This is a genomic window from Streptomyces sp. NBC_00078 (genome assembly GCF_026343335.1).
In the GTDB taxonomy this organism is placed as follows: domain Bacteria; phylum Actinomycetota; class Actinomycetes; order Streptomycetales; family Streptomycetaceae; genus Streptomyces.
Genome location: NZ_JAPELX010000001.1, coordinates 1,291,421 through 1,314,730 on the forward strand (window position 1 = coordinate 1,291,421; position 23,310 = coordinate 1,314,730).

The window sequence follows — 23,310 nt, forward strand, 5'->3', positions numbered from 1 at the left end:
CCACCAAACCTCCTCACGCTCGGAGCCCAGCATGCGGCCCGGCGATACGATACGAAAGGAAAGTTCTGTGTCAGCTGCCAGGAAGCGCGTCGCGGTGGTCGGCGTCGGAACGATGGGCAGCCAGGCCGCCTGGCGGCTGGCGGCCCGCGGCGCCGAGGTCGTCGGCTACGACCGCTATGCACCCGGCCACGACCGCGGCGCCGCCGGCGGCGAGACCCGCGTCTTTCGCAGCGCCCACTTCGAGGACACCCGGTACGTACCGCTGCTCCAGCACGCCGACGCCCTCTGGGGGCAGCTGCAGCAGGAGACCGGCCGTGAGTTGCGCCGACTGACCGGATGTCTGCTCATGGGGTCCACCGAGGAACAGCAGATGGCCACGGTCCTGGAGTCCATCGCGGAGCATGGCCTCGACCACGAGGTGCTCGACGCCGAGACCCTGGCGAAACGATTTCCGCAGTACCGGCTCGAAGACCGTGACGCCGTCGTGCTCGACCGCCGCGCCGGCTTCATCCGCCCTGAACTGACCATCCAGACCGCCGCCCGCCGCGCCGAGCAGCTGGGCGCCGTCATCCACCGCTACACCACCGTCCGTGAGATCGTCCCCCTCGCGAACGGCGTGGAGATCCGTACCGGCGCCGGCAGCGAACGCTTCGACAGCGCCGTCGTTACCCCCGGCCCCTGGGTCAGTGACCTCCTGCCCGACCTGCCCTGGGAGGTGGACATCCGCCGCCTGATCAGCGCCTGGTATGTGCCCACCACCGACGCCTGGTTCGGCGAGGAGCGCCCCGCCTTCATCCGCACCTCACCCACCCACTGCTACGGCCTGCCCTCTCCGGACGGCATTTCCGTCAAGCTCGGCCTCTCCCAGGCCCTGCACAAGCCCGCGGGCGACCCGAACCAGCTGGACCGGACGGTGCAGCCCGAGGAGCTGGAGATCTACAGCGATCTGATCGGCCGCCACCTGCCCGACCTGCACCCCGACCCGACCCGCCTCTCCGTCTACATGGAGGGCTACACCAAGAGCAGCCGCCCGCTGGTCGGTCCGCTGCCCGGGGCCGGCAACGAGAACGTGATCCTGCTCGCCGGCTTCTCCGGCCATGGCTTCAAGCTCTCCCCGGCCTATGGAGACATCGCCGCAGACCTGGCGCTGAACGGCAGCTCGCCTCAGCCCATCGCCTTCATCTCGACCGCCGACCGCACCGCGGCCTGAGTCGTCCCCCTCCACCATCCGCCACATCCGACAAGGAGAACCACATGGCCAGCAGGAGACGTGTCGCCGTCGTCGGTACTGGCGCGATGGGCAGCCAGGCTGCCTGGCGGCTGGCGGCACGGGGCGCCGAAGTCGTCGCCTACGACCGCTTCGCCCCCGGCCACGACCGCAGCGCCGCAGGCGGTGAGACCCGGGTCTTCCGCAGCGTGCAGACCCACGACGGCCGCTATGTGCCACTCGTCCGACACGCCGACGCCCTCTGGAAGCAGTTGCAGGCGGAGACCGGACGGGAGCTTCGCCGCCTCACCGGAGCCCTGGTCATGGGGCCGGCCGACGACCCCGAGATGCGTACCGTCATGGACGGCATCGTCGAGCACGGCCTCGACCACGAGATGATCGCCACCGAGGCGATGGCCAAGCGTTTCCCGCAGTTCCGCGTCGACGACGGCGACCTGGTGGTCCTCGACTCCCACGCGGGCTTCATCCGCCCCGAGCTGACGGTCCAGACCGCGGCCCGGCGCGCCGAGGAGCTTGGCGCCCGGATCCGCCGCTACACCCCAGTGCGGGAAGTCACTCCCCTCGCCGGGGGAGGCGTGGAGATCCGCACCGACACCGACACCGAGCGCTTTGACGCCGCGGTCGTCACCCCCGGCCCCTGGGTGGGCGACCTGCTGCCCGACCTGCCGTGGGACGTGCGCATCTACCGCGCGATCAGCGCCTGGTTCCTGCCCCACGAGGACCACCCCACAGACGCGGAACGTCCCGCCTTCATCCGCTGCGGCGACCTCCCCTTCTACGGCATCCCGTCCCCGGACGGCCTGGCCGTCAAGCTCGGCCTGCCCCAGGCCCACCACAGGCCGGTGCACGACCCGAACCGGCTGGACCGGACCGTCGCACCGGAGGAACTGGAGACCTTCACCACGGCGGTGCGGCGCCACCTGCCCGGCCTGAACCCCGACCCGGTGCGCCTGTCCGTCTTCATGGAGGGCTATACCGACAGCACCCGGCCGCTGGTCGGCCCCCTGCCAGGCTGCGACGACATCGTCCTGCTGGCCGGCTTCTCCGGCCAGGGCTTCAAGATCTCGCCCGCCATGGGCGACATCGCCGCGGACCTCGCCCTTCAGGGCCGCACCTCCCAGCCGATCGACTTCATCACCACCAACGGCCGCACCGCGGCCTGAGCCCGAACGAGGAAAGCCATGACCCTGACCATCGGCCCGCAGCGCTGGTCCCCATGCCCCACTTCCAGGAGGCAGGAACTCGACCTCATGGTCATGTGGGTGACTCACCATCAGGTAGACGCGCACTGGTCATGTCCGACCGCATCGCGGTCATGCACAACAGGCTGATCGAGCGATTCAACACTCCCCGGGAGCTGTTCGAGCGGCCGAAGATTCCCTTCGCGCGGACTTCCTCGGCGCGGCCAACTTCCTGCCGGCCGCATCGAGCAGCACACCGGCATCCGCCTCGACAACAGTGGCGGCCTGCTGAAGGCGCGCCGCCACGACCTCGCTTGCCGCGCCCGCGTCAAGTTCGCCGTCCAGCCGGGCCGGCTGCGGGCCTGCGCCACCGGCGGCGGCTTCAGTACCGGCACAGTCGAGACCGTCACCGACGTCGGTGCCCCCGGTCCGCGCGGCGTAAGCAGCTTCGGGTGATCTCGTCGAAGTGAGCCAGATGCCGAAAGCCGGAAAGACAACCTTCCCAAAGCGTCGGCCCAGGCCAAACCGGAACGCGCCGGAGACTCTTCCCTTGCGGAATAGCAGGGGGTCTGGGTGGTTGTCGTGGCCGTGCTGCCTCATGGTCTGCGGGCCCCCGCTTGCGGTGAGGGTTGCAACCTCGGCTGATTCGCGAAGGGGACGGTTTGCTGTGGACGCCATCGACGAGAAGATCATCGCCGAGCTGACTCGCAACGGTCGCATCTCGCACTCGGAGCTGGCCGGCAAGGTGCTGCTGTCCCGTAATGCGGTGCGCCAGCGCATCGAACGGCTGGAGCGCCAGGGCCACATCGCCGGGTACACCATCGTCCGCGCGGGCGACGGCACCGGCGATGTCGTCTCGGCGCTGGTCCTCGTCCACCGCCAGGACCGCATGCGCGGCGGCGACGTCCTGGCCGCGCTCAAACGCATCCCCGAGGTCGTCATCTGCGAGATCCTCAGCGGCGACTCGACATCATGGTGCGCCTGGAGGCGGCCTCGCTGGAACGCGTGCGAGTCATCTGGGAGGACATCGCCCAGATGACCGGCGTACGGGACACGGTCACCGCGCTCACCCTGTCCAGCGTCGTCAACCGCCCGCGAGGAGGTCAGGGGCCGGCGGCAGCGGGGTGAGCTGAGCGGTGGCGTCTTCCCCGTTCGAACAATCCGTCCTGAGCCGCTGGGTCCGCCACGTTCGTCCCGCCGCGAGGGCCTCCTTCGCAATCCAGGCGGCGGTTCCCCTGGCCACCCGCATCGGGCACTCCTCACCGTCACAGGGTTGCCGCACCCGTCCGCGAGGAGTAAGTTTCAGGCTGGAACTGAAACGAAAAGATGGCTGCCGCTGAAGCAGCCGCGACGAGATGCAAGCCACGAAGGAAGGGGACCTGCTGATGACTTCCACGCCGAGTCGAGCGTTGGCCAACTACCCCAACAGGTTCGACCCCGCAGCGCTCGGTGAACTGCCTGAGCGATTGCAGTCCACCGTCAAGCGGCGAAGCAACGTGCTGGGCCCTGGTTACGCGCTGAACTACCGGGAGCCGGTCGAGTTCGTCTCCGGTCGAGGCGCTCACCTGTTCGACCGGGACGGCAACGACTACCTTGACGCCTACAACAATGTGCCGTGCGTCGGTCACGCACACCCGCACGTTGTCGAGGCCGTGTCCCGCCAGATGGCGGCGGTCAACACCAACACGCGCTATGTGCAGGAATCACTCGTCGACTACGCCGAGCGCCTTCTCGCAACCATGCCCGAAGCGCTCTCGAGGGTCAGCTTCGCGTGCAGCGGGTCGGAGGCGAACGACCTGGCCATGCGCGTGGCTCGCTTCCACACGGGCGGCGAGGGAATCGTAGTGACTCGCTGGGCTTACCACGGTCTCACTCGCGAGGTTGCGAGCTTCTCGCCGACGCTCGGCGCGGGGTCACCGCTCGGGCCGAATGTGCGGCTCATCAATGCTCCTGATCCGCGACTCGTCCCGCCGGGCTCATCGCTTCCCGACTACATGCGAAGCCAGGTGCGTGGCGCGATCAACGACCTCGAGCGCCACGGCTACAGGCTTGCGGCGCTGATCACCGACTGTGCGCACTCAAGCGATGGCATCTTCACCGATCCCGTCGGTTACCTGCGCGACATGGTCGAGGAGGTGCACGCCGCGGGTGGCGTCTACATCGCCGACGAGGTCCAGTCGGGATTCGCTCGGCTCGGCGAGTCGATGTGGGGGTTCAGCCGCCATGGGGTGCTTCCGGACATCGTCACGATGGGCAAGCCCATGGGCAACGGCATGCCGATCTCCGGCGTGGTGTTCAGGCCCGAGGTGTGCGAAGAGTTCGGGCGGAATGTTCGTTACTTCAACACCTTTGCGGGCAGTTCGATCGCGGTTGCCGCCGGTGCCGCGGTTCTGGACGTCTTCGAAGCGGAGAGCGTGCAGCAGCGAGTTCTCGACAACGGCAGGGCGCTTCGAGCCGGCCTTGAGGAGATCACTCGCGAGTCTCCCTACGTCGCGGAGGTCCGCGGCAGTGGTCTGTACGTGGGCGTCGAACTCGTGAAGGACCGGGAGTCGCTGGAGCCCGATCGTGTCCGCGCTGACCACGTCATCAACGACATGCGCGAGCGTCGGGTCCTCATCAGCGGCACCGGGGAAGCCGTCAATGTACTCAAGATCCGACCGCCGCTGGCCTTCGACTCGGCCGACGTGACGCGATTCCTCGAGACCTTCGCTCAGATCGCCGCGACGCGCCTGTAGCAGGCCGAAAGCCGAAGGGACCGAACGGTGAACACCTCGCCCCCCGCACGTATCGCCCAGCAGTTGTTCAAGGAGAGCGGCCTGGCCTCGTCCCACGAGCCCATCGTGACGAACGTGGTGGACGCCCTCCTCGCCCGGCACTACCGGCTGAGCGGACATCTCGAGCGGCTGGCAACCGAGAAAGACGATACGTTCCGGCTGCGGACCGGCACAGCCGACCATCTCGTCAAGGTTTCCCCGCCCGACGAGGCGGTCGCTGTCGTAGCTCTGCAGACCGCTGTGATGCGCCACCTCGAAACCGAGGCTCCTCATCTCCCCGTCCAGCGGGTCAAGGAGACCACCGAGGGCAGCGACAACGTACCGATCGAGACGAAAGACGGCGGGGTTCGAGTCCTGCGCGTCTTCGACTTCGTCGAAGGTGCCGTCCTGGCGCGGACGAACCCCGATCCCCACCAGCTCGCCAAGGCCGGGCAGATGCTCGGGCGAGTGGATCTGGCTCTGCGGTCGTTCAGGCATCCAGCGGACGAGCGGCGCCTGGTGTGGGACCTTCGACACTTCGACGAGTTGCGGGAGCTCATCGAGTACACGCCCAGCGCCGCGCACCGTCGGCTGGCACAGGAAGTGTTCCGCCTCTTTCACGAGGCCATTGTTCCGAGGCTGGGTGATCTCGAGACCCAAGTGATCCATGGTGACTACAGCCCCTACAACGTCCTGGTGGATCCGGGGACGGACAGCTTCGTCACAGGAGTAATCGACTTCGGTGACAGCATGCGCAGTGCTTTGATCTTCGATCCTGCTGTGTCTCTCGCGAACCTTCTCGGCCGGACTCCGTTGGATCCCTGGCGTGAGGCATGCAGCTTCGTCGCGGGATACGAGCGGGCCCGGCCGATCAAGGACTCCGAACTCCCGCTCCTGCCTGTCGCCGCGCTGGCACGCCTCACACTTCGCGCGCTGGTCACCCATTGGCGCGCGGAACGAGTGCCGGAGCGTCGCGACTACCTGCTCGAGCACGCCAGAGACGACTGGGTCAACGTGGAGCGGGCCATGGCCGTCGCCCTGGAGGAGGTCGTGGCCCGCTTGCTGAGCACCCGCCATAGCAGGCCTTGAGCGGCGCCCCTGAGGCGACACTCGCCGGCGTCCGACACAGCCGACCCGCTCACACTCGACGAGATCGTCACCCGGCAGCCGCATCGTCCGAACCCCGGCTTTCCCACCAGTAGCCAGATGTGAGGCGAACACCATGCGAGAGATCGTCACCTTCGACGCGTATGCGACTCTGATCAACTTCGAGCTCGGCCCCACGACCCTGAAGGTCATCGAGGACCGGCTCGATCTGGACAACCTGGATGTCGACGAGTTCCTCGACGACTTCCGTGTCATGCGCTTCCAGGCCGTCCTGGAGGCCTACCGCCCCTACCACGAGATCCTGCACTCCAGCCTGCGCAACGCCATGCGCTTGCACGGCCTGGAGTACCGCGAGTCCGACGGCGACGCCCTGGTCGAGGCCGTCCCCGCCTTCGGTCCCTTCCCCGAAGTGCCGGACGCCCTGCGCGCGCTGAAGACCAAGTACGAGATTGCGATCATCTCCAACACGGACGACAACCTGATCGCGCGGAACGTCGAGAACATCGGCGTGGAATTCGACTACGTCATCACCGCCCAGCAGGCCGGCGCCTACAAGCCGGACCGCCAGACCTTCGAGCACGCGTACAAGACCATGGGCGTCGAACCCGCGCAGGTCATCCACGTCGCTCAGGGCTGGGAGTACGACCACATCCCGACCCGCGACCTCGGCCTGAAGCGCCGGGTGTGGATCAACCGCTACGGCCGCCTGGGCAGCTCCGACTACCAGCCGTACGACGAGCTGCCCGACCTGTCGGGCCTGCCGAAGCTCCTCGGCTGCTGACCAACGGCCCACCAGCGAAACAGGACAGAGAACACAGAGCCGAGCGCCGCGAACCCGCCTCCAGCGGCCACGAGGTTCTCCCCTGAGAGGAGCAGGTGGATTTCAACAGAAGAACAGGCGAGTAGAGGATCAGCGTCTTCGCCGACGCCCCCGGGGAGTCGGCAAGTCCGGTAGAGACCGCAGGTTCGAGTTGCGCATGGTCTCGCTAGGGTCATGAGGTGAGCAGCATCAACCCCACACCACGCGACTACAACAAGGCACATGTCCTTGACGTGGTTCTCTCCCATGCGCCGTTGACCCGGAACAAGCTCATCGAGCTCACAGGGTTGAGCAAGGCGACGGTGTCGCGGGCCGTCGAGGAACTGCGCTCGGACGGGTTCGTCGTGGACGGGGGCGTCGACGCCATCGTCGGGCGTGGCCGTCCGTCGACGTACCTCGATGTACCCGAGTCGGCCGGACACGTCGTGGGCGTCGGCTTCGGCGCCGTGACCACCGGCGTGCTGGTCACCGACCTACGCGGCCGTGAGATCGGACACGTTATCGTTCCGACGGTCGAGCACCACGACGTCCCCGCAGCGGGCCGGTGGCTGGTCGACCTGATCGCGCAGACCAGCGCATCCGCGCGAGGGCCACTGCGCCAGGTCGTCGTGGCACTGCCCGCCCATGTCCGCGACGGCGCCGAGGTCTTCCGGCCTGCCGATCCGATGAAGATCTTCTCCGGCAGAGACCTCCACCGAACCGTTGAAAAGCTCGTCGATGCTCCAGTGACCTTCGACAGTGACGCGAACGCGTCCTTGCTCCAGGTGCTCACGGACGACGCAAGCATCCATAACGCTGCCCTGTTCAGCGTCAGCAGCACCCTGAATTTCGCCACCTGCAGGGACCAGGAACTGGCCCGGGGACGTACTCCTGCGTTCGGCGACATCGGTTCCCTGTCGTCGGGCATCAATGACCGCACCCTCAACGGGCTGCTGAGCACCGCAGGGCTTGTGAAGCTCGCTCGTGAACACGGACTGGACATCGAACGCGTCGAGGACCTGTGGCTGGCGCCTCAGGACCATCGAGGCCGTGCGGAGATACTCAAGGCGTTCACGACGGCGGTCACGACCGCGGTGAGCATCGTCGCCGTGACACTCGATCCCGAGTCCGTCTACTTCGTCGGCCGGTTGCGCCCGTTGGTGGAGGAGGTGCTCCCCGAGGTACGCAAGCGACTCGCACAGAACTTGCCGGCCGTCCCCCGGATCACGACCGTCTCCCAGGTTCTGGGACTCTCGGTAGCACGCGGCGCGGTGCACGCCTGCCTGGCCATGACCCACAACCGCCTACGGCACGCGCTGCTCAAGGCACGCAGTCAGGGACCGCGGCAGGAGCAAGCTGCGCCGGCATTCTGATCCGGACCGAGAGCATGAGGAACGAGAGCGCCGTCGCAACAAGTGGAACAGGTCGCCTCATCACCTACGGAATCCAAGCCCAACCGGCGCACTTCCTGACGCATCGCCCGGCCGATTCGGCGTGCTCGGGATCAAGTCAGGGTCTGGTGGCGGGCCCAGCATCGGGCATGCTGGGCGACGATCTCGCCGCCGGAGGCGAGCACGACGACCTGCTCGCTGTCGGTCAGCACGGTGACCTGGTGGCCGATCGCGGCGAGACCGGCGGAGTAGTCGCAGGTGTCGACGCGGACATAGTCGTCCCGGCCCATCCTGGGTCGAAAACCGCCACCAGGTCGGCGGGTCGACCGTGGGCAGGGTGAGCATCTGGGCCCGGTCCGCTTCCCACCGGTCGGCCGGACGGGCCCCGAGAGTGCGGTGGACACGCCGGTTGACGACCTTCAGCCATGCCTGCAACTGGGTGCTGAAGTCGTCCGGTCCGCTGAAGTGCCGTCCGGGCAGAAACGACGTCACCAGGTCGCCGTTCGCCAGACAGGGAACGGTATGCCACACCCCGGGCGATCTGCAGCGGCGGGTACGGAAGGTGGGCGGCAGCAGACAGGCACGGCAAAGCTCCGCGGAATTACGATACTTCTTCCATACGGCATCTATAATGCGATGTTATTTCCTGGTAGACGCGCATTAAGGACCCAGAGAAAAGATCCCCCACGGTGGTGCCGCACCGCGAGTGTGACCGGAGTGAAACATGGAAGCACTTTCCGTCACCGATCATCACGCCCACAGTCGAAGTTTCGGCTACCTCAGATCAGGCTCGAACATGTCAACCGCCATCTCGTCGCCCGGCCTCAGCAGGCCGGAAGCGCGGGGGACACCGACTTGGTCAACGATGAAGCAGACATTCGTCGCATTCACGCGAACGAGCACCACGCCACCCCCGCACGCAGCCGCACAGGAGGCAGAAGGTGACAGACGTCCGAGTCGACCGCAGAGCGTTCCTGCGTGGAGTCGGCGGAATTGCGGCAGGCGTCGCCGCGACCTCGCTCACCGCGTGCGAGACCCGTGCCGACCGGAATACCTCCAGGACCAGGAACCCCAAGCTGCTCGTCGTCCGCGACAGCGGCGGCTCTTATGGCGAGGCGAACCGGAAGGCCATCTACGACCCGTTCACGAATGAGACCGGCATCCAGATCAATGTGGTGAACATCCTGCACGCGCACATGCTCACCCAGATGAAGGAGGGCCGCCCGCAGTTCGACGCCATGGACATCGACATGTCCAACTTGATGCGCTTCCAACAAGAAGGTGCCTCCGAGGAGCTGGACTACGACCGGCTGAAGAACGCCGAGAACGCGGGAATCGCCAAGCCCCTGCTCGCCTCCCACGGCGTCGGCAAGAACTACTGGGCCAGCGTCTTGGCGTACCGCACTGACGCCTTCGACGGGAAGAGGCCCGAAACCTGGGCGGACTTCTGGGACACCAGGGCATTTCCGGGCAGCCGCGCGCTGCAGAGCTCGATGGACGCGCCGGAGTTGGAGTTCGCCCTCATCGCCGACGGCGTACCACTCGACAAGCTGTATCCCCTCGACGTGGACCGTGCCTTCAAAGCCCTCGACGAGATCAAGGGCTCTGTGCGGACGTTCTGGGACAGCGGCCCTGTGCCGGGTGAACTGCTGAACCGCAAGGAGGTCGTTGCCTCCAGCGTCTGGAACGGCCGCCTCGGCGATCTGATCAAGCGCGGCGTCCCACTCGCGTACGCATGGAACGGCGCCCGCAGGCAGACCAACGGCTACGGAATTCCCAAAAGTGCCGCCAATCCCGACGCGGCCTACCGGCTCATCGATTTCGCCCTGCGGCCCGAGGTACAGGCCGACTTCGCCCGGATCTACCCCTCGGGCCCTGTTGTGCCGGCCGCCTACGGACATCTCTCCGAGGCCACCGCCAAGAACCTGCCGAGCACTCCCGGGCACCTGCTGTCCGGCTTCGACCTGGACATCGAGTGGTGGATCAAGAACCGGGACTCCGTGACGGAGCGCTGGCAGGAGTGGGTGCGCGCCTGAACTCGACGCGCGTTCGCAACTCTGAGCAATGAGGCCTGGCGGTGTCTTCGCCGGCCACGGGAAGTGGCTGATGCTGCCGGGTCAGCGGGCCCACGAGCAGCACACGGCGACACTCCCGGGCCGCTTGGACTCGCACGGCTGCCGACCTCATGGCAGGAGGCGGGCGGTCAAGATCGACCGCTGCTAGTCTCAAATCTTATGCCCGGATGCGGCTGTGTGAGATAAAGAGATATGACCAGGTATTTTGGTCGCTTCCCGGCTTCCCGGCCCCGTACACGCAGCCGCTTGCGTCGCCGTTCGGCGGATGCCCCTCAGCAGCACGAGGGGTCCGGAGGCCGACGTTCGGGGCCGCGCTTCAGCTCCCCCAAGGTACGCAGCGTCGCGGGTCAGGTCTTCCTGCTACAGCTGGTCATCATGGTGCTCTTCGCCGCAGCCGCAGGAGTGGCACTCGTGATGCAGGCCCGCGACTCGACCATGCAGGAGGCCCGGCGTCTGACGTTCGGAGTCGCCGAGGGCTTCGCCCACGCCCCCGGAACACTGGCCGCCATGAAATCCAAGAACCCCAGTGCGCTGCTGCAGCCACGGGCGGAGGAAGCCCGGAAGAAGGCTGGTGTCGACTACATTGTCGCGTTCGATCCCCAGGGCTTCCGCTGGACCCATCCCGACCCGAAGCTGATCGGGAAGCAGATCTTCGCCCTCCGCGAGGGCCAGACCGTCGACAGACCCTTCACCCAGACCTTCGAGGGCAGTCTCGGCCTCTCCGTGGACTCGACGATCCCCGTCTACGACACCGGCGGGAAGACCGTCGTGGGGTTCGTGGCAGTCGGGATCACGGTGGCCACCCTGAACGACGTAGTGCGAGAGCAATTTCCGAAGCTGCTCGGATTCGCCGGCGGCGCGCTGGCGGTTGCCGCGGGTGGGACGGCATTGGTGTCCTGGCGGTTGCGGCGGCAGACCCACGGCCTGGATCCGTCCGAGATGACCCGTATGTACGAGCATCATGACGCGGTGTTGCACGCGGTACGGGAAGGAGTCCTGATCATCGGAGGTGACGGGCGGCTGCTGCTGGCCAACGACGAGGCGCGGCGACTGCTGGATCTGCCCGCGGATGCCGAGCAGCGCCGCGTCACCGATCTTGGCCTGGAGGCCGGCACCGCCGAACTGCTGGTTTCGGGCCGGACAGCCACCGACGAGGTCCACCTGACCGGCGACCATCTGTTGGCGGTCAATATACGTCCGGTGGACCACCACGGCGGCGGGCAAGGCAGCGTGGCCACGCTGCGCGACACCACGGAGCTGCGGGCATTGGCGGGCCGGGCAGAGGTGGCCAGGGAGCGTCTGCGCCTGTTGTACGAGGCAGGCGTGCGGATCGGCACCACGCTGGATGTGGTGCGCACCGCCCAGGAACTGGCCGAGGTGGCGGTCCCCCGATTCGCCGACGTCGTCACCGTCGACCTGCAGAATCCGGTCCTGGAGGGTGATGAGCCAACCGGTTCGCACCTCGAGATGCGCCGCACGGCGGTTCACAGCGTCAAGGGGGCCTGGCCCCTGTTCCCGGTGGGCGAGCTGATCCACTTCGTGCCCGGCAACCCCGTGGCCCTGAGCCTCCAGCGCGGCCACCCCGTCCTCGATGCCGACCTGGCTGCCTCCCACGGCTGGCGAGCCCAGGACCCGGACCGCGCCCGGCGCATCCTGGATTCCGGCCTCCACTCCTTGATCACCGTGCCGCTCCAGGCCCGCGGTGTGATCCTGGGCATGGTCAACTTCTGGCGGGCGGAGCAGGACGCCTTCGAAGAAGAGGACCGGGCCTTCGCCGAGGAGCTCGCCGCGCGGGCCGTGATGGCCATCGACAACGCCCGCCGCTACACCCGCGAGCACGCCCTGGCCGTAACCCTGCAGCGCAGCCTGTTGCCTCGCTCCGTGCCCGAGCAATCTGCCGTCGAGGTCGCCCACCGCTATCTTCCTGCCCGGGCCGGCGTGGGCGGTGACTGGTTCGATGTCATCCCGCTGCCCGGGGCCCGGGTCGCGCTGGTGGTCGGCGACGTCGTCGGCCACGGCCTGCACGCCGCGGCCACCATGGGCCGGCTCCGTACAGCGGTGCGCACCTTCTCTTCCCTCGATCTGTCTCCGGACGAGCTGATCAGGCACCTGGACGAGCTGGTCACCCGCGTCGACAGCGAGGGGAACGACAGCGAAGGAATCACGGGGGCGACCTGTCTGTACGCCGTCTACGACCCGGTGGCCGGGCTGTGCTCGCTGGCCAGGTCCGGGCACCCGGAACCGGCCCTGGTACACCCGGACGGCACGGTTGAACAGTTGCAGGTGCCGGTCTCCCCACCACTGGGGCTGGGCGGCGGTATGCCCTTCGAGAGCGCCGAGTTCACGCTGCCCGAGGGCTCCCAGCTGGTTCTTTACACCGACGGTCTCATCGAGGACCGGAACCGGGACATCGACACCGGCCTCGACATGCTGCGCGACGCCCTGCACGGCCCCGGCCGGACCCCGGAGGAGACCTGTCAGGCCGTCCTCGACGCCCTGCTGCCTGCCCGCCCGAGCGACGACATCGCCCTGCTCGTCGCCCGGTCCCGCCTGCTGGATCCTTCCCAGGTCGCCGACTGGGACATCCCAGGTGAACCCGCCGCCGTCGCCGGGATCCGCGCCCAGGTCGCCCGCCGGTTGGAAGAGTGGGGATTGGAAGAGTACGCCTTCTCCACCGAACTCGTGATCAGCGAGCTGGTGACCAATGCCATCCGCTACGGTACCGGGCCGAGGCGGCTGCGGATTCTGCGGGACGGCCCCAGCCTGATCTGTGAGGTTGCCGACGGAAGCAGCACCTCACCGCACCTGCGCCGGGCGGCCGACACCGACGAGGGCGGGCGGGGTTTGTTCCTCGTGGCCCAGTTCACGCAGCGATGGGGCACCCGTTACGTGCCTCGCGGCAAAGTGATTTGGACCGAGCAGTCACTCAACAGTTCGGTGACCGAGCCTGCCGCGGACATGGCCGACGCTCTGCTGGACCAATGGAACGACGCGGACTGGTGACGGCTGTGGCCATCAGACGGTGCGCACCTCAGGCCAGGGCCTGGCCGCTGCCGGCGACGGCCTCCGGACGGAGCAGGTCGGCGAGGGTCTCGGCGGGCAACAAGCCCTTCTCCAGGACGAGTTCGGCAACGCCCCGGCCGGTGACGAGGGCCTCCTTGGCGATGTCGGTGGCCGCGGTGTACCCGAGGTGCGGGTTCAGGGCGGTGACCAGGCCGATGGAGTTCTCCACGCTCGCGCGCAGGGCCTCGGTGTTGGCGGTGATGCCGTCCACGCAGCGCTCTGCGAGGGTCAGGCAAGCCGCGCGCAGATGGGTGATCGACTCCGACAGGGAGTGCAGGATGATCGGCTCGAAGGCGTTGAGCTGGAGCTGTCCGGCCTCGGCGGCCATCGTGATGGTGACGTCGTTGCCGATCACCTCGAAGGCGACCTGGTTGACGACCTCGGGGATCACCGGGTTGACCTTGCCGGGCATGATCGACGAACCGGCCTGTACCGGCGGCAGGTTGATCTCGCCCAGACCCGCACGCGGCCCGGAAGACAGCAGACGCAGGTCGTTGCAGCTCTTGGACAGCTTGACGGCGATCCGCTTGAGCACACCGGACATTTGCACGAACGCCCCGCAGTCCTGGGTCGCCTCGACCAAGTTGGCGGCGGTGACCAACTGGAGCCCGGTGATCTCGGCGAGGTGACGGCGGGCCGACTCGGCGTATCCGGCAGGGGCGTTGAGCCCGGTGCCGATGGCCGTGGCACCCAGGTTGATCTCATGGATCAACTCCACCGCCTCGGCAAGACGACACCGGTCCTCGTCAATCATGACGGCGAATGCGGAAAACTCCTGACCGAGCGTCATGGGCACCGCGTCCTGGAGCTGTGTGCGGCCCATTTTGAGCACGGCGCGGAACTCGACGGCCTTTGTGGCGAATGCGTCCTGCAGGACGGCCATCGCTTTGAGCAGCCCGCGCACCGCGAAGACGGTCGCGACCTTCACGGCGGTCGGATAGACGTCGTTCGTCGACTGACCGAGGTTCACGTCCTCGTTGGGGTGCAGGTACTGGTACTGACCCTTGCTGTGGCCCAGCAGCTCCAACGCCCGGTTGGCCACGACTTCGTTGGCGTTCATGTTGGTCGACGTCCCGGCACCGCCCTGAATGACATCGACGACGAACTGCTCGTGCAGCTTGCCAGAGCGGATCTCACGGCACGCGGCGACAATCGCGGCGGCCTTGTTCGCCTCAAGCAGACCGAACTCCTCGTTGGCAAGGGCAGCGGCCTCCTTGACGGCGGCCAGAGCGTCCATCAGGTGCGGGTACGTGGAGATCCGCGTCCCGGTGATCGGGAAGTTCTCCGTGGCACGCAGGGTGTGGACACCCCAGTAAGCATCGGCGGGGACGTCCCGATCCCCCAGAAGATCATGCTCAATGCGGGTGACGGCGGTCATGAGGCTGGGGCCCTCTCTCGGGAGGCACGGTGGAGGGTCTTCCGCGCCGCTGCGCGGAAGACCTCCGCGGTGTCACGGGTGTCGGTACCTGCTCAGAGCAGGCGATCCTTCGCCTTGTAATAGGCGCCGCCGAACGGCAGGAACCAGGGGGTGCCGTTGTAGAAGGGAACGGGCACCTTCGGGAAGCCGAAGCCGCGCATCGGGTTCGCCTCGGGCTTGCCGTCCATCATCTCGGCGACCGCGCGGCCCATGTAGGTGGCCATCTGGACGCCGTGGCCGCAGTAACCCATGGAGAAGTACAGGCCGTTGACGTCACCTGCGTGCGGGATGCGGTCCCAGGAGAAGCCGACCATGCCGCCCCAGACGTAGTCGATCCGTGTCCCGGCCAGCTGCGGGAAGATCTCCGTCATCTCCCGCTTGAGGATGTCGCCGCTCTTGACGTCGGAGGCCGGGTTGGAGGGGGCGAAGCGGGCCCGGCCGCCGAAGGCGAGACGGTTGTCCGGGGTGAGACGGATGTAGTTGCCGACATTCTTCTGGGCGACCAGCAGACGGCCGTTCGGGATGAGCTCTTTGGCGCGCGCCTCCCCCAGCGGCTCGGTGACGATGATGAAACTGCCGACGTTGATCAGCCGCTTGCGGAACCACGGCATCGACTTGTCGGTGTAGGCATCCGTCGCCGCCATCACCTGCTTGGCACGGATGGTGCCGCGCAGAGTCTCCACCGAGAAGCCGCCGCCCGGGAGGCGGGTGAGGCCGGTGGCGGCGCTGCGCTCGTGGATCTCGGCACCGGCACGCTCGGCGGCGTCTGCCAGGCCGACGACGAACTTGCCCACGTGCAGGGCTGCGCCGAGCGGGTCGAGCAGGGCGCCGTGGTAGTGGTCCGTGCCCAGCTCGGCGCGCAGCTCGCTCTTGCTCAGGACGACCGTCTCGTGGCCGAAGTTCTCGGCCAGGTCGCGCTGCTTGGCCTGCAGGCCCTGGAAGTGCTGGGGCTTGCAGATCGCGCCGAGGCGCCCGGCACGGTGGAAGTCGCAGTCGATCTTCTCCCTGACCGCAATCTCCTCGACGACGTCCACAGCGACGCGGAACGCGTCGTAGAGCTCGCGAGCACGCTCCTGCCCGTAGCGCTTGCGGGCCTGGGCCGGGCTGATGGTGATGCCGGGGTTGCAGTGGCTGCCGTTGCGCCCGGAGGCGCCCGAACCGACCTGGTCCTTCTCGACGAGGACGACCCGGGCACCCTTGCGAGCGGCGTGATAAGCGGTGGACAGGCCGGTGAGGCCGCCGCCGATCACCACCACATCCGCCTCGTCGGGCAGGTCCTTCCCGGACCGGTCGGGCAGGGCGGGGGCTGTGTCCATCCAGTAGGGAATCTGCTTCATGGCGTGCGTCCTCTGTCTTCTCGGTCTGTTTCGCTGGTGGGCCGTTGGTCAGCAGCCGAGGAGCTTCGGCAGGCCCGACAGGTCGGGCAGCTCGTCGTACGGCTGGTAGTCGGAGCTGCCCAGGCGGCCGTAGCGGTTGATCCACACCCGGCGCTTCAGGCCGAGGTCGCGGGTCGGGATGTGGTCGTACTCCCAGCCCTGAGCGACGTGGATGACCTGCGCGGGTTCGACGCCCATCGTCTTGTACGCGTGCTCGAAGGTCTGGCGGTCCGGCTTGTAGGCGCCGGCCTGCTGGGCGGTGATGACGTAGTCGAATTCCACGCCGATGTTCTCGACGTTCCGCGCGATCAGGTTGTCGTCCGTGTTGGAGATGATCGCAATCTCGTACTTGGTCTTCAGCGCGCGCAGGGCGTCCGGCACTTCGGGGAAGGGACCGAAGGCGGGGACGGCCTCGACCAGGGCGTCGCCGTCGGACTCGCGGTACTCCAGGCCGTGCAAGCGCATGGCGTTGCGCAGGCTGGAGTGCAGGATCTCGTGGTAGGGGCGGTAGGCCTCCAGAACGGCCTGGAAACGCATGACACGGAAGTCGTCGAGGAACTCGTCGACATCCAGGTTGTCCAGATCGAGCCGGTCCTCGATGACCTTCAGGGTCGTGGGGCCGAGCTCGAAGTTGATCAGAGTCGCATACGCGTCGAAGGTGACGATCTCTCGCATGGTGTCCAGCCTTGGTCTCTCGCGGTTTTCAGAGGTGGTGGGGCTTCAGACGACGCGTTCGCCGGGGGCGACGATCGCGTCGAGCACGGCCAAGTCGGCCGGGCTTGGTATCCAGTCGGCCGCCGCCGCGTTGGCGGTGACCTGCTCGCGGGTCATGGCTCCGCAGATCACGGAGCCGACGGCGGGCAGGGCCGCCAGTGCGCCGACCGCCACCTGGAGGAGGGTCAGGCCGCGTTCGGCGCCGTACGCGATGAGCGCCTCGACCTTGTCGAGGGCCGCGTCGGTGAGCCAGCCCTGCCGCCACGACAGACGGCTGCCGGGCGGGGGCTCCTCGCCGCGCCGGTACTTGCCGCTGAGCAGGCCGTTGGCCAGCGGGTAGTACGGCAGCAGACCGACGCCGTCGCGCAGGCAGGCGGGGATCAGATCCCGCTCCGCCTCGCGGTCGAGCAGGTGGTAGCAGGCCTGGGTGGAGACGAAGGCACCGGTAAGGTGCTCCGCCGGGAGGTTGGAGCAGCCGATGTACCTGATCTTGCCCTCGTCAACCAGCTCCCGGAGCGCTGCGACCGTCTCCTCCAGTGGCGTGACACCGTCCGGCTCGTGGTACTGGTACAGGTCGATCCGGTCGGTGCCGAGCCGCCTCAGCGAGGCCTCGACCGCGTACCGGATGTGACCACGGGCCCCCCGCGGGCCGTACAGGTCTGCGTCCCGGCCCATCTCCATGCCGAACTTGGTGGCGAGCACCACGTGGTCGCGGTGGCCCTTGAGGGCGGCGCCCAGGAGGCGTTCGCCGTCGCCGCGGGATCCGCCCCGTTCGCCAGAACCGCCGTACATGTCGGCTGTGTCGAACAGGGTGATCCCCGCGTCGAGGGCGGCGTGGACGACGGCCTTCGTGCCGTCCTCGTCGAGGCGGGCGCCGAAGTTGTTGCCGCCCACGCCGACCACCGAGACGGTCGGGCCACGCTCACCGAGCGTGCGGTATCTCATGACCGTTTTCCGAATCCGATGCAGACGTTCTTGGTCTGCAGGTAGCTGGCCAGGCCTTCGAGGCCTTTCTCCCGGCCCCAGCCGCTGTGCTTGTAGCCGCCGAAGGGCAGCTCGACGCCGGTGCCGACGCCGGTGGCGTTGACGTAGACCTGGCCGGCCCGGATGCCCTCGGCCATGCGCATCGCCTTGTCGATGTCACGGGTCCACACATACGAGGCGAGGCCGTACGGGCTGTCGTTGGCGATCTGCAGTGCCTCGTCCGCGTCGTCGAACTCGATGACCGTGACGACGGGGCCGAAGATCTCCTCGCGGGCACAACGGGCCTGGTTGTCCAGTCCGGTGAGAACGGTGGGCTGGACGTAGTAGCCGTCGGCCAGTTCGGGATCGGCGGGCGCGCCTCCGCCGGCCCGTGCCACGGCGCCTTCTTCGCGGGCCAGTTCCAGGTAGCCGAGGACCCGGTCCCGCTGCCGTGCGGCGACGAGAGGGCCGACGTCCGGATCGGTGAGACCGGGGCCGATGCTGAGGGAGGCGGCGTGCGCGACGAGCTTGTCCAGGAACTCCTCGGCGCCACGCTGGAGCAGCAGCCGGGTACCGGCGGAGCAGGTCTGCCCGGCATTGCCGAACACGGAGGCGGCGACGGCGCCGAGCGCCAGGTCGAAATCGGCGTCGGCGAAGACGACGACCGGCGACTTGCCGCCCAGTTCGGTGACGGAGGGCACCACGTTGGCGGCGGCGGCCTGGGCGACCTTTATGCCGGTGGGCACCGAGCCGGTGAAGGTGACCTGGTCGATGTCCGGGTGGCCGGCCAGGGCCGCGCCGGTCTCGCCGTCACCGGGCACCACGTTGAGGACACCCGGCGGAAGACCGCACTCAAGGGCGATCCTGCCGATCTCCAGCGGGGTGAGCGGCGCCTCCGGTGACGGCTTGAGCACCACCGTGCAGCCCGCGGCCAGCGCCGGGGCGGAGCCCCTCGCGGTGTTCTGCAGCGGGTAGTTGAACGGGATGATGTGGCCGGAGACGCCGATCGGCTCACGGACGGTGTAGTCGAGCAGGCCGGGGCCGAGGGGGATCGTCGAACCGCCGAGCTTGTCGGCGACGCCCGCGTAGAACTCGAAGTAGCGGGCCGCCGCCTCGACATCGGCCTTGGCCTGACTCAGGGGCTTGCCGACGTCCTGGCTCTCCAGGCGCGCCAGTCGTTCGCCCTGGTAGCGGATGGTCTCGGCGATCCTGTGGAGGATGCGGCCCCGGTCGGCGGCGCGCATCCCGGCCCACTCGGGAGTGGTGAAGGCCGCGCGCGCGGCAGCCACCGCCCGGTCCACGTCCGCCGTGCCGGCCAGGGCCACCTGAGCGATGGCCGTCCCGTTCGACGGGTCGAGGACGGTGAAGGAGCGTCCGTCGGCGGCGGGGACCTGCTTGCCGTCGATGAGCAGCTCGGTCAGCTGCAGTTCGTCGCTCATGGCCGGATCTCCCCGAGCACCTCGCCGAAGATGACGACCTCGTCGCCCGGGCGAACCGTGCGGATCCGGCGCACCCAGAGCACGATGCCGTCCTGCGGAGCGCTGACCTCTTCCAGCGTGTTGCCGTAGTGGTCGGTGATGGTGGCGATCAGGTCGCCTTCCTTGCAGGTCTCCCCCGGCTCGGCGCGGGCGACGAAGAAGCCGCCGGAGGCGGAGCGGGCGAAGGTGCCCGAGACGGTCGTGTAGGTGTCCCGCAGCTCCGGCTCGCCGTCGGTCATCCCGAGCCGGCGCAGGATGTTGCGGATCGAGTGCAGGTGGTGCTCGACGTTGGTCTCGCGGTAGGTGGCGCCGCCGCACTCGATGGTGATGGCGGGCTTGCCGGCCGCGAGGACGGGGTGGCGGACCGTGCCGCCCCACTTGCCGCCCTTCCAGACCAGTTCGTGCCCGGCGGCGAGCGCGAGGTCCGTCGCCAGGTCCTCGTAACCGCCCTGGAGGATGACCAGCGGGGCGATCTCGCCGTAGGCACCACCGGTGTGCAGGTCGACCAAGGCGTCCACGGCGGGGACGACCTGCTCGACGAAGGTGGCGGCCAGCCGCTGCGAGTACGAGCCCTCAGCGTCACCCGGGAAGATGCGGTTGAGGTTGAGGTGGTCGATGCCGCTCGCGCGGGCGGCCGCCTCGAAGGCCGGGGTGTTCATGCAGGGGATGCCGACGACGGTGCCGCGCAGCGTGGCCGGGTCGAGCTCGGCCAGGGCGCGCCGGATGGCCTCCTGGCCGTCGTACTCGTCGCCGTGCACACCCGCGTCCACGCACAGGACCGGGCCGTCCTGCTCACCGTTGACGACGATCAGCGGAATGCCGAGCTCCACGCCGTAGGTGCTGGTGCCGACCGGGATGAGGCCCTGGGCGCGCTCGCCGGGGGCGACGGTCAGCGAACCGATGAAATACATGGGGATCCTTTCAAACGTGGATCGAATGCGGGCCAGGACGCCCGCGATGATCGCGGCGATACGCTCGAGGACAGCGCGGTCGCTGATCGGCGGCGGCGCGATCTGGACCGGCAGTGAGGTCAGGAGCTTGGCCAGCGTGTTGTTCTCGCCGGTTCACTCCGTGTCGGGCTGCCTGGCTGCGGGCGGCCGTTGGCTGCTCCGCCGGGCCATGGCCGATGATCCGTTGCCGTAGGTGTGTGTGGCTGTCTAGAGCACTCTTTCGAGGAATGCCTGGGTTCGTTTTTCGCGTGGGTTGGCCAGTAGTTCGCGGGCGTCGCCGCGTTCGACGGCGATGCCGTCGTCCATGAAGAGGACTTCGTCGGCGACCTCGCGGGCGAAGCCCATCTCGTGGGTGACGAGGAGCATGGTCATGCCGTTGCCGGCGAGGTCGCGCATGACGGCGAGGACTTCGCCGACGCGTTCGGGGTCCAGGGCGCTGGTGGGTTCGTCGAAGAGCATGATGGTGGGTTCCATGGCGAGGGCGCGGGCGATGGCCACGCGTTGCTGCTGGCCGCCGGAGAGCTGGGCGGGGTACTTGTGGCCGCATCCCTCCAGGCCGACCCTGGCCAGGAGTTCTCGCGCCTGCTCCCGGCAGGTGGCGCGGTTCTTCTTGTGCACCAGGACCGGTCCGGACATGACGTTGCTTTCGGCGGTCATGTTGGGGAACAGGTTGAACTGCTGGAAGACCATGCCGATGCGGGCGCGCTGCTCGGCCAGCCGCTTGGGGCGCACGGCGTGGTAGGCGTCGTCCTTCTCGAGGTAGCCGAAGTCCTCTCCGTTGACCTTCAGGACGCCGCGGTCGGCGGTCTCCAGGCCGTTGATACAGCGCAGCAGGGTGGATTTGCCGGATCCGCTGGGGCCGATGATGCAGGAGATCTCCCCGGCCGCGACGGTCAGGTCGATGTCGTGCAGGACCTGGTGACGTCCGAAGCTCTTGCACAGCTTGCGTGCGACGATCGTTCCGTCCGGGTTCACAGCAGGGACTCCCTCGTGGTGGCAACTGGCGCCGGCTGGCCGGTCCCGGGCTCGCCCGCTGTGGCGGCGCCGGTCAGGCGTGCCCGGGTGGAGCGGGAGAATCGGCGCTCGATCATGGACTGCGGCACGCTCAGTACCAGCGTCATGATCAGGTACCAGAGGCTGGCCACGATCAGCAGCGGGATGGTCTGGTAGGTGCGGGCGTAGATGGCCTGTGCGCTTTGCAGCAGGTCGGCGACGCCGAGCACGCTCACCAGGGAGGTCTCCTTGAGCATGCCGATGACCTGGTTGCCGGTGGCCGGGATGACCGCGGGCATGGTCTGCGGGATGATCACGTGCCGGAGCTTGGTGAACCCCGACATGCCCAGCGACTCCGCGGCCTCGTGCTGTCCGCGGCTGACCGAGGCGAACCCGCCGCGGATGATCTCGGACATGTAGGCGGCCTGGTTCAGGGTGAGGCCCACGACGGCCGCGGTCATCGGCGTCATGATCGCGTTCACGTTCACCGGTGTGGAGATGTCCGTGAACGGGATACCGACCGACAGGTGCGGGTACAGCGCCGCGATGTTGAACCAGAAGATCAGCTGCACGAGCACCGGGGTGCCGCGGAAGAAGGTGATGTAGAGCTGGGCGAGCCCGGAGACGGGCCGCTGGTGCGACATGCGCATCACCGCCAGCAGCAGCCCGAGCACGGTGGCCAGCGCCATGCTGACCACGGTGAGAAGAAGCGTGACCAGCAGGCCGTTGAGGATGGTCTGGGTGGTGAAGTAGCTGAACACCACCGGCCAGCGATAGTTCTCGTTCGTCACCGCCGTCCACACCAGGCCGGCGACGATGACGATCGCGACGGCCCAGGCGACGTAGTCACGCGGACGTTTCGGCGTGATCCGCTTCTTTTCCTCGGCCAGCAGTGGTGGCACCGGTCGGCTCCTGGTCGTCGTCTCGATCATTTCCGTCGACATGTCAGTCCTGCGGGACGGCCATGGCCGCGGTCTTGATCCCGAGACCCTCAAAACCCCAGCGGCCCAGCGCCTTCGCGTACTGGGGGCTGTCGATGACCGACTGGATGGCAGCCTTCACCGCGGGAGTCAGCGCAGAGTCCTTCTTCAGCGCGACGGCCACGGTCTTGGTCGCCACCAGGGGCTTGAGGACCTCGAACGTCTTGGGCTGCTGTGTGGCCGCCCACTGAAGCCCGGTGAAGTCGTACATCACCGCGTCGATCCGCTTGGACACCAGCTGGGTCAGGGCGTCGTTCACGCTGGCCAGGGTCACCGCCTTGATGGCCGGCTTGCCCTTGCCCGTACAGTCCTGCTTGGACAGCAGGGGCAGCCACTGCAGCTCCGCGGTACTGCCGGACTGCACAGCGACACGATGCCCGCACAGCGTGTGGGTGCTCAGCTTCTGCGGATTTCCGTACGGGACGGACACCCCGGTGCCGGCCTTGAAGTAGTCGACCATGTCGAGCACCTTCAGCCGCTCCGTGGTGGCACCCATGGTGGAGGCGGTGAAGTCGTACCGGTCGGCCTGCAGGCCGGTGATGATGGTGTCGAACTTGACGTTGCTGATCTGCAGCTTCAGGCCCAGCCTGGCGGCGATCAGCCGGGAGAAGTCCGGGTTGAACCCGATCGGGGTCTTGTTGTCCGACGCCATGAACGAAGTCGGCGGGCTGGTCAGATCCATGGCCACCGACATCGTGCCCCTGGCCTTCACCGCCGCGGGCAGCAGCTTCACCGCCGCCGCGTCCGGCTTCACACCCACCGAGATGTCATCGGTGTGCTCACCCGACGAACCCGAACCCCCGCCCTGCGCCGTACTCTTCGACCCCACGCTCTGCGCGGTG

Annotated in this window: 19 protein-coding genes; 9 read left to right on the top strand and 10 right to left on the bottom strand. The window is 67.8% G+C overall.

Annotated features, from left to right (window positions below; translation table 11 throughout):
- Positions 1–31 precede the first annotated feature (31 nt).
- The 7 genes from solA (OOK07_RS05985) to OOK07_RS06015 all read left to right on the top strand — a co-directional run bounded on the left by solA (OOK07_RS05985) (position 32) and on the right by OOK07_RS06015 (position 8,441).
- On the top strand, positions 32–1,210 hold the full coding sequence (gene solA / locus OOK07_RS05985) for an N-methyl-L-tryptophan oxidase (protein WP_323182930.1): 1,179 nt from the start codon (positions 32–34) through the stop codon (positions 1,208–1,210).
- A 44-nt stretch (positions 1,211–1,254) separates the two neighbouring features.
- A complete protein-coding gene (gene solA / locus OOK07_RS05990) occupies positions 1,255–2,391 on the top strand; it encodes an N-methyl-L-tryptophan oxidase (RefSeq protein ID WP_266795360.1) in 1,137 nt (378 codons plus the stop codon).
- Positions 2,392–3,076: 685 nt separating this feature from the next.
- On the top strand, positions 3,077–3,448 hold the full coding sequence (locus OOK07_RS05995) for an Lrp/AsnC family transcriptional regulator (RefSeq protein ID WP_266795361.1): 372 nt from the start codon (positions 3,077–3,079) through the stop codon (positions 3,446–3,448).
- Positions 3,449–3,764: 316 nt separating this feature from the next.
- Positions 3,765–5,144 (top strand): aspartate aminotransferase family protein, encoded by a 1,380-nt coding sequence (locus OOK07_RS06000; protein WP_266795363.1) that lies wholly within the window; start codon positions 3,765–3,767, stop codon positions 5,142–5,144.
- Between the two features lie 27 nt (positions 5,145–5,171).
- Complete coding sequence (locus tag OOK07_RS06005) at positions 5,172–6,251, top strand: phosphotransferase (RefSeq protein WP_266795364.1); 1,080 nt, start codon at positions 5,172–5,174, stop codon at positions 6,249–6,251.
- Between the two features lie 133 nt (positions 6,252–6,384).
- Positions 6,385–7,050, top strand: coding sequence for a haloacid dehalogenase type II (locus OOK07_RS06010; RefSeq protein ID WP_266677684.1), 666 nt, complete (start codon positions 6,385–6,387; stop codon positions 7,048–7,050).
- Between the two features lie 218 nt (positions 7,051–7,268).
- Positions 7,269–8,441 (top strand): ROK family transcriptional regulator, encoded by a 1,173-nt coding sequence (locus tag OOK07_RS06015; RefSeq protein ID WP_266795366.1) that lies wholly within the window; start codon positions 7,269–7,271, stop codon positions 8,439–8,441.
- A 131-nt stretch (positions 8,442–8,572) separates the two neighbouring features.
- Here OOK07_RS06015 and OOK07_RS06020 read toward each other — a convergent pair whose 3' ends face one another.
- Entirely contained in the window at positions 8,573–8,749 is a 177-nt protein-coding gene (locus OOK07_RS06020) for a Mu transposase domain-containing protein (protein WP_266683735.1), read from the bottom strand.
- Positions 8,750–9,400: 651 nt separating this feature from the next.
- Between OOK07_RS06020 and OOK07_RS06025 the strand changes: the two genes are divergently transcribed.
- Positions 9,401–10,495 carry an ABC transporter substrate-binding protein gene (locus OOK07_RS06025; RefSeq protein ID WP_266795367.1) on the top strand — a complete coding sequence of 365 codons (1,095 nt, stop codon included), beginning with the start codon at positions 9,401–9,403 and terminating at the stop codon, positions 10,493–10,495.
- Between the two features lie 414 nt (positions 10,496–10,909).
- Positions 10,910–13,537: a SpoIIE family protein phosphatase gene (locus OOK07_RS06030; protein WP_266795368.1), complete on the top strand. Its 2,628-nt coding sequence runs from the start codon at positions 10,910–10,912 to the stop codon at positions 13,535–13,537.
- 28 nt (positions 13,538–13,565) lie between these two features.
- Here OOK07_RS06030 and aspA read toward each other — a convergent pair whose 3' ends face one another.
- The 9 genes from aspA to OOK07_RS06075 all read right to left on the bottom strand — a co-directional run bounded on the left by aspA (position 13,566) and on the right by OOK07_RS06075 (position 23,297).
- A complete protein-coding gene (gene aspA / locus OOK07_RS06035) occupies positions 13,566–14,975 on the bottom strand; it encodes an aspartate ammonia-lyase (RefSeq protein ID WP_266795370.1) in 1,410 nt (469 codons plus the stop codon).
- A 92-nt stretch (positions 14,976–15,067) separates the two neighbouring features.
- Positions 15,068–16,351, bottom strand: coding sequence for an NAD(P)/FAD-dependent oxidoreductase (locus tag OOK07_RS06040; protein ID WP_266795371.1), 1,284 nt, complete (start codon positions 16,349–16,351; stop codon positions 15,068–15,070).
- Positions 16,352–16,399: 48 nt separating this feature from the next.
- Positions 16,400–17,065: a haloacid dehalogenase type II gene (locus OOK07_RS06045; RefSeq protein ID WP_266677684.1), complete on the bottom strand. Its 666-nt coding sequence runs from the start codon at positions 17,063–17,065 to the stop codon at positions 16,400–16,402.
- A 45-nt stretch (positions 17,066–17,110) separates the two neighbouring features.
- Complete coding sequence (locus OOK07_RS06050) at positions 17,111–18,049, bottom strand: aldo/keto reductase (protein ID WP_266795372.1); 939 nt, start codon at positions 18,047–18,049, stop codon at positions 17,111–17,113.
- Positions 18,046–19,506: an aldehyde dehydrogenase family protein gene (locus OOK07_RS06055; protein WP_266677688.1), complete on the bottom strand. Its 1,461-nt coding sequence runs from the start codon at positions 19,504–19,506 to the stop codon at positions 18,046–18,048. The genes OOK07_RS06050 and OOK07_RS06055 overlap by 4 nt, the downstream gene beginning before the upstream one ends.
- Positions 19,503–20,456, bottom strand: coding sequence for a succinylglutamate desuccinylase/aspartoacylase family protein (locus OOK07_RS06060; RefSeq protein ID WP_266795373.1), 954 nt, complete (start codon positions 20,454–20,456; stop codon positions 19,503–19,505). Before OOK07_RS06060 ends, OOK07_RS06055 begins: the two co-directional genes overlap by 4 nt.
- 246 nt (positions 20,457–20,702) lie before the next feature.
- Positions 20,703–21,470 carry an amino acid ABC transporter ATP-binding protein gene (locus tag OOK07_RS06065; protein WP_323178072.1) on the bottom strand — a complete coding sequence of 256 codons (768 nt, stop codon included), beginning with the start codon at positions 21,468–21,470 and terminating at the stop codon, positions 20,703–20,705.
- Positions 21,467–22,432, bottom strand: a complete 966-nt coding sequence (locus tag OOK07_RS06070) for an amino acid ABC transporter permease (protein WP_266677692.1) — start codon at positions 22,430–22,432, stop codon at positions 21,467–21,469. The genes OOK07_RS06065 and OOK07_RS06070 overlap by 4 nt, the downstream gene beginning before the upstream one ends.
- 1 nt (position 22,433) lies before the next feature.
- Entirely contained in the window at positions 22,434–23,297 is an 864-nt protein-coding gene (locus OOK07_RS06075) for an ABC transporter substrate-binding protein (RefSeq protein WP_266795346.1), read from the bottom strand.
- Positions 23,298–23,310 lie beyond the last annotated feature (13 nt).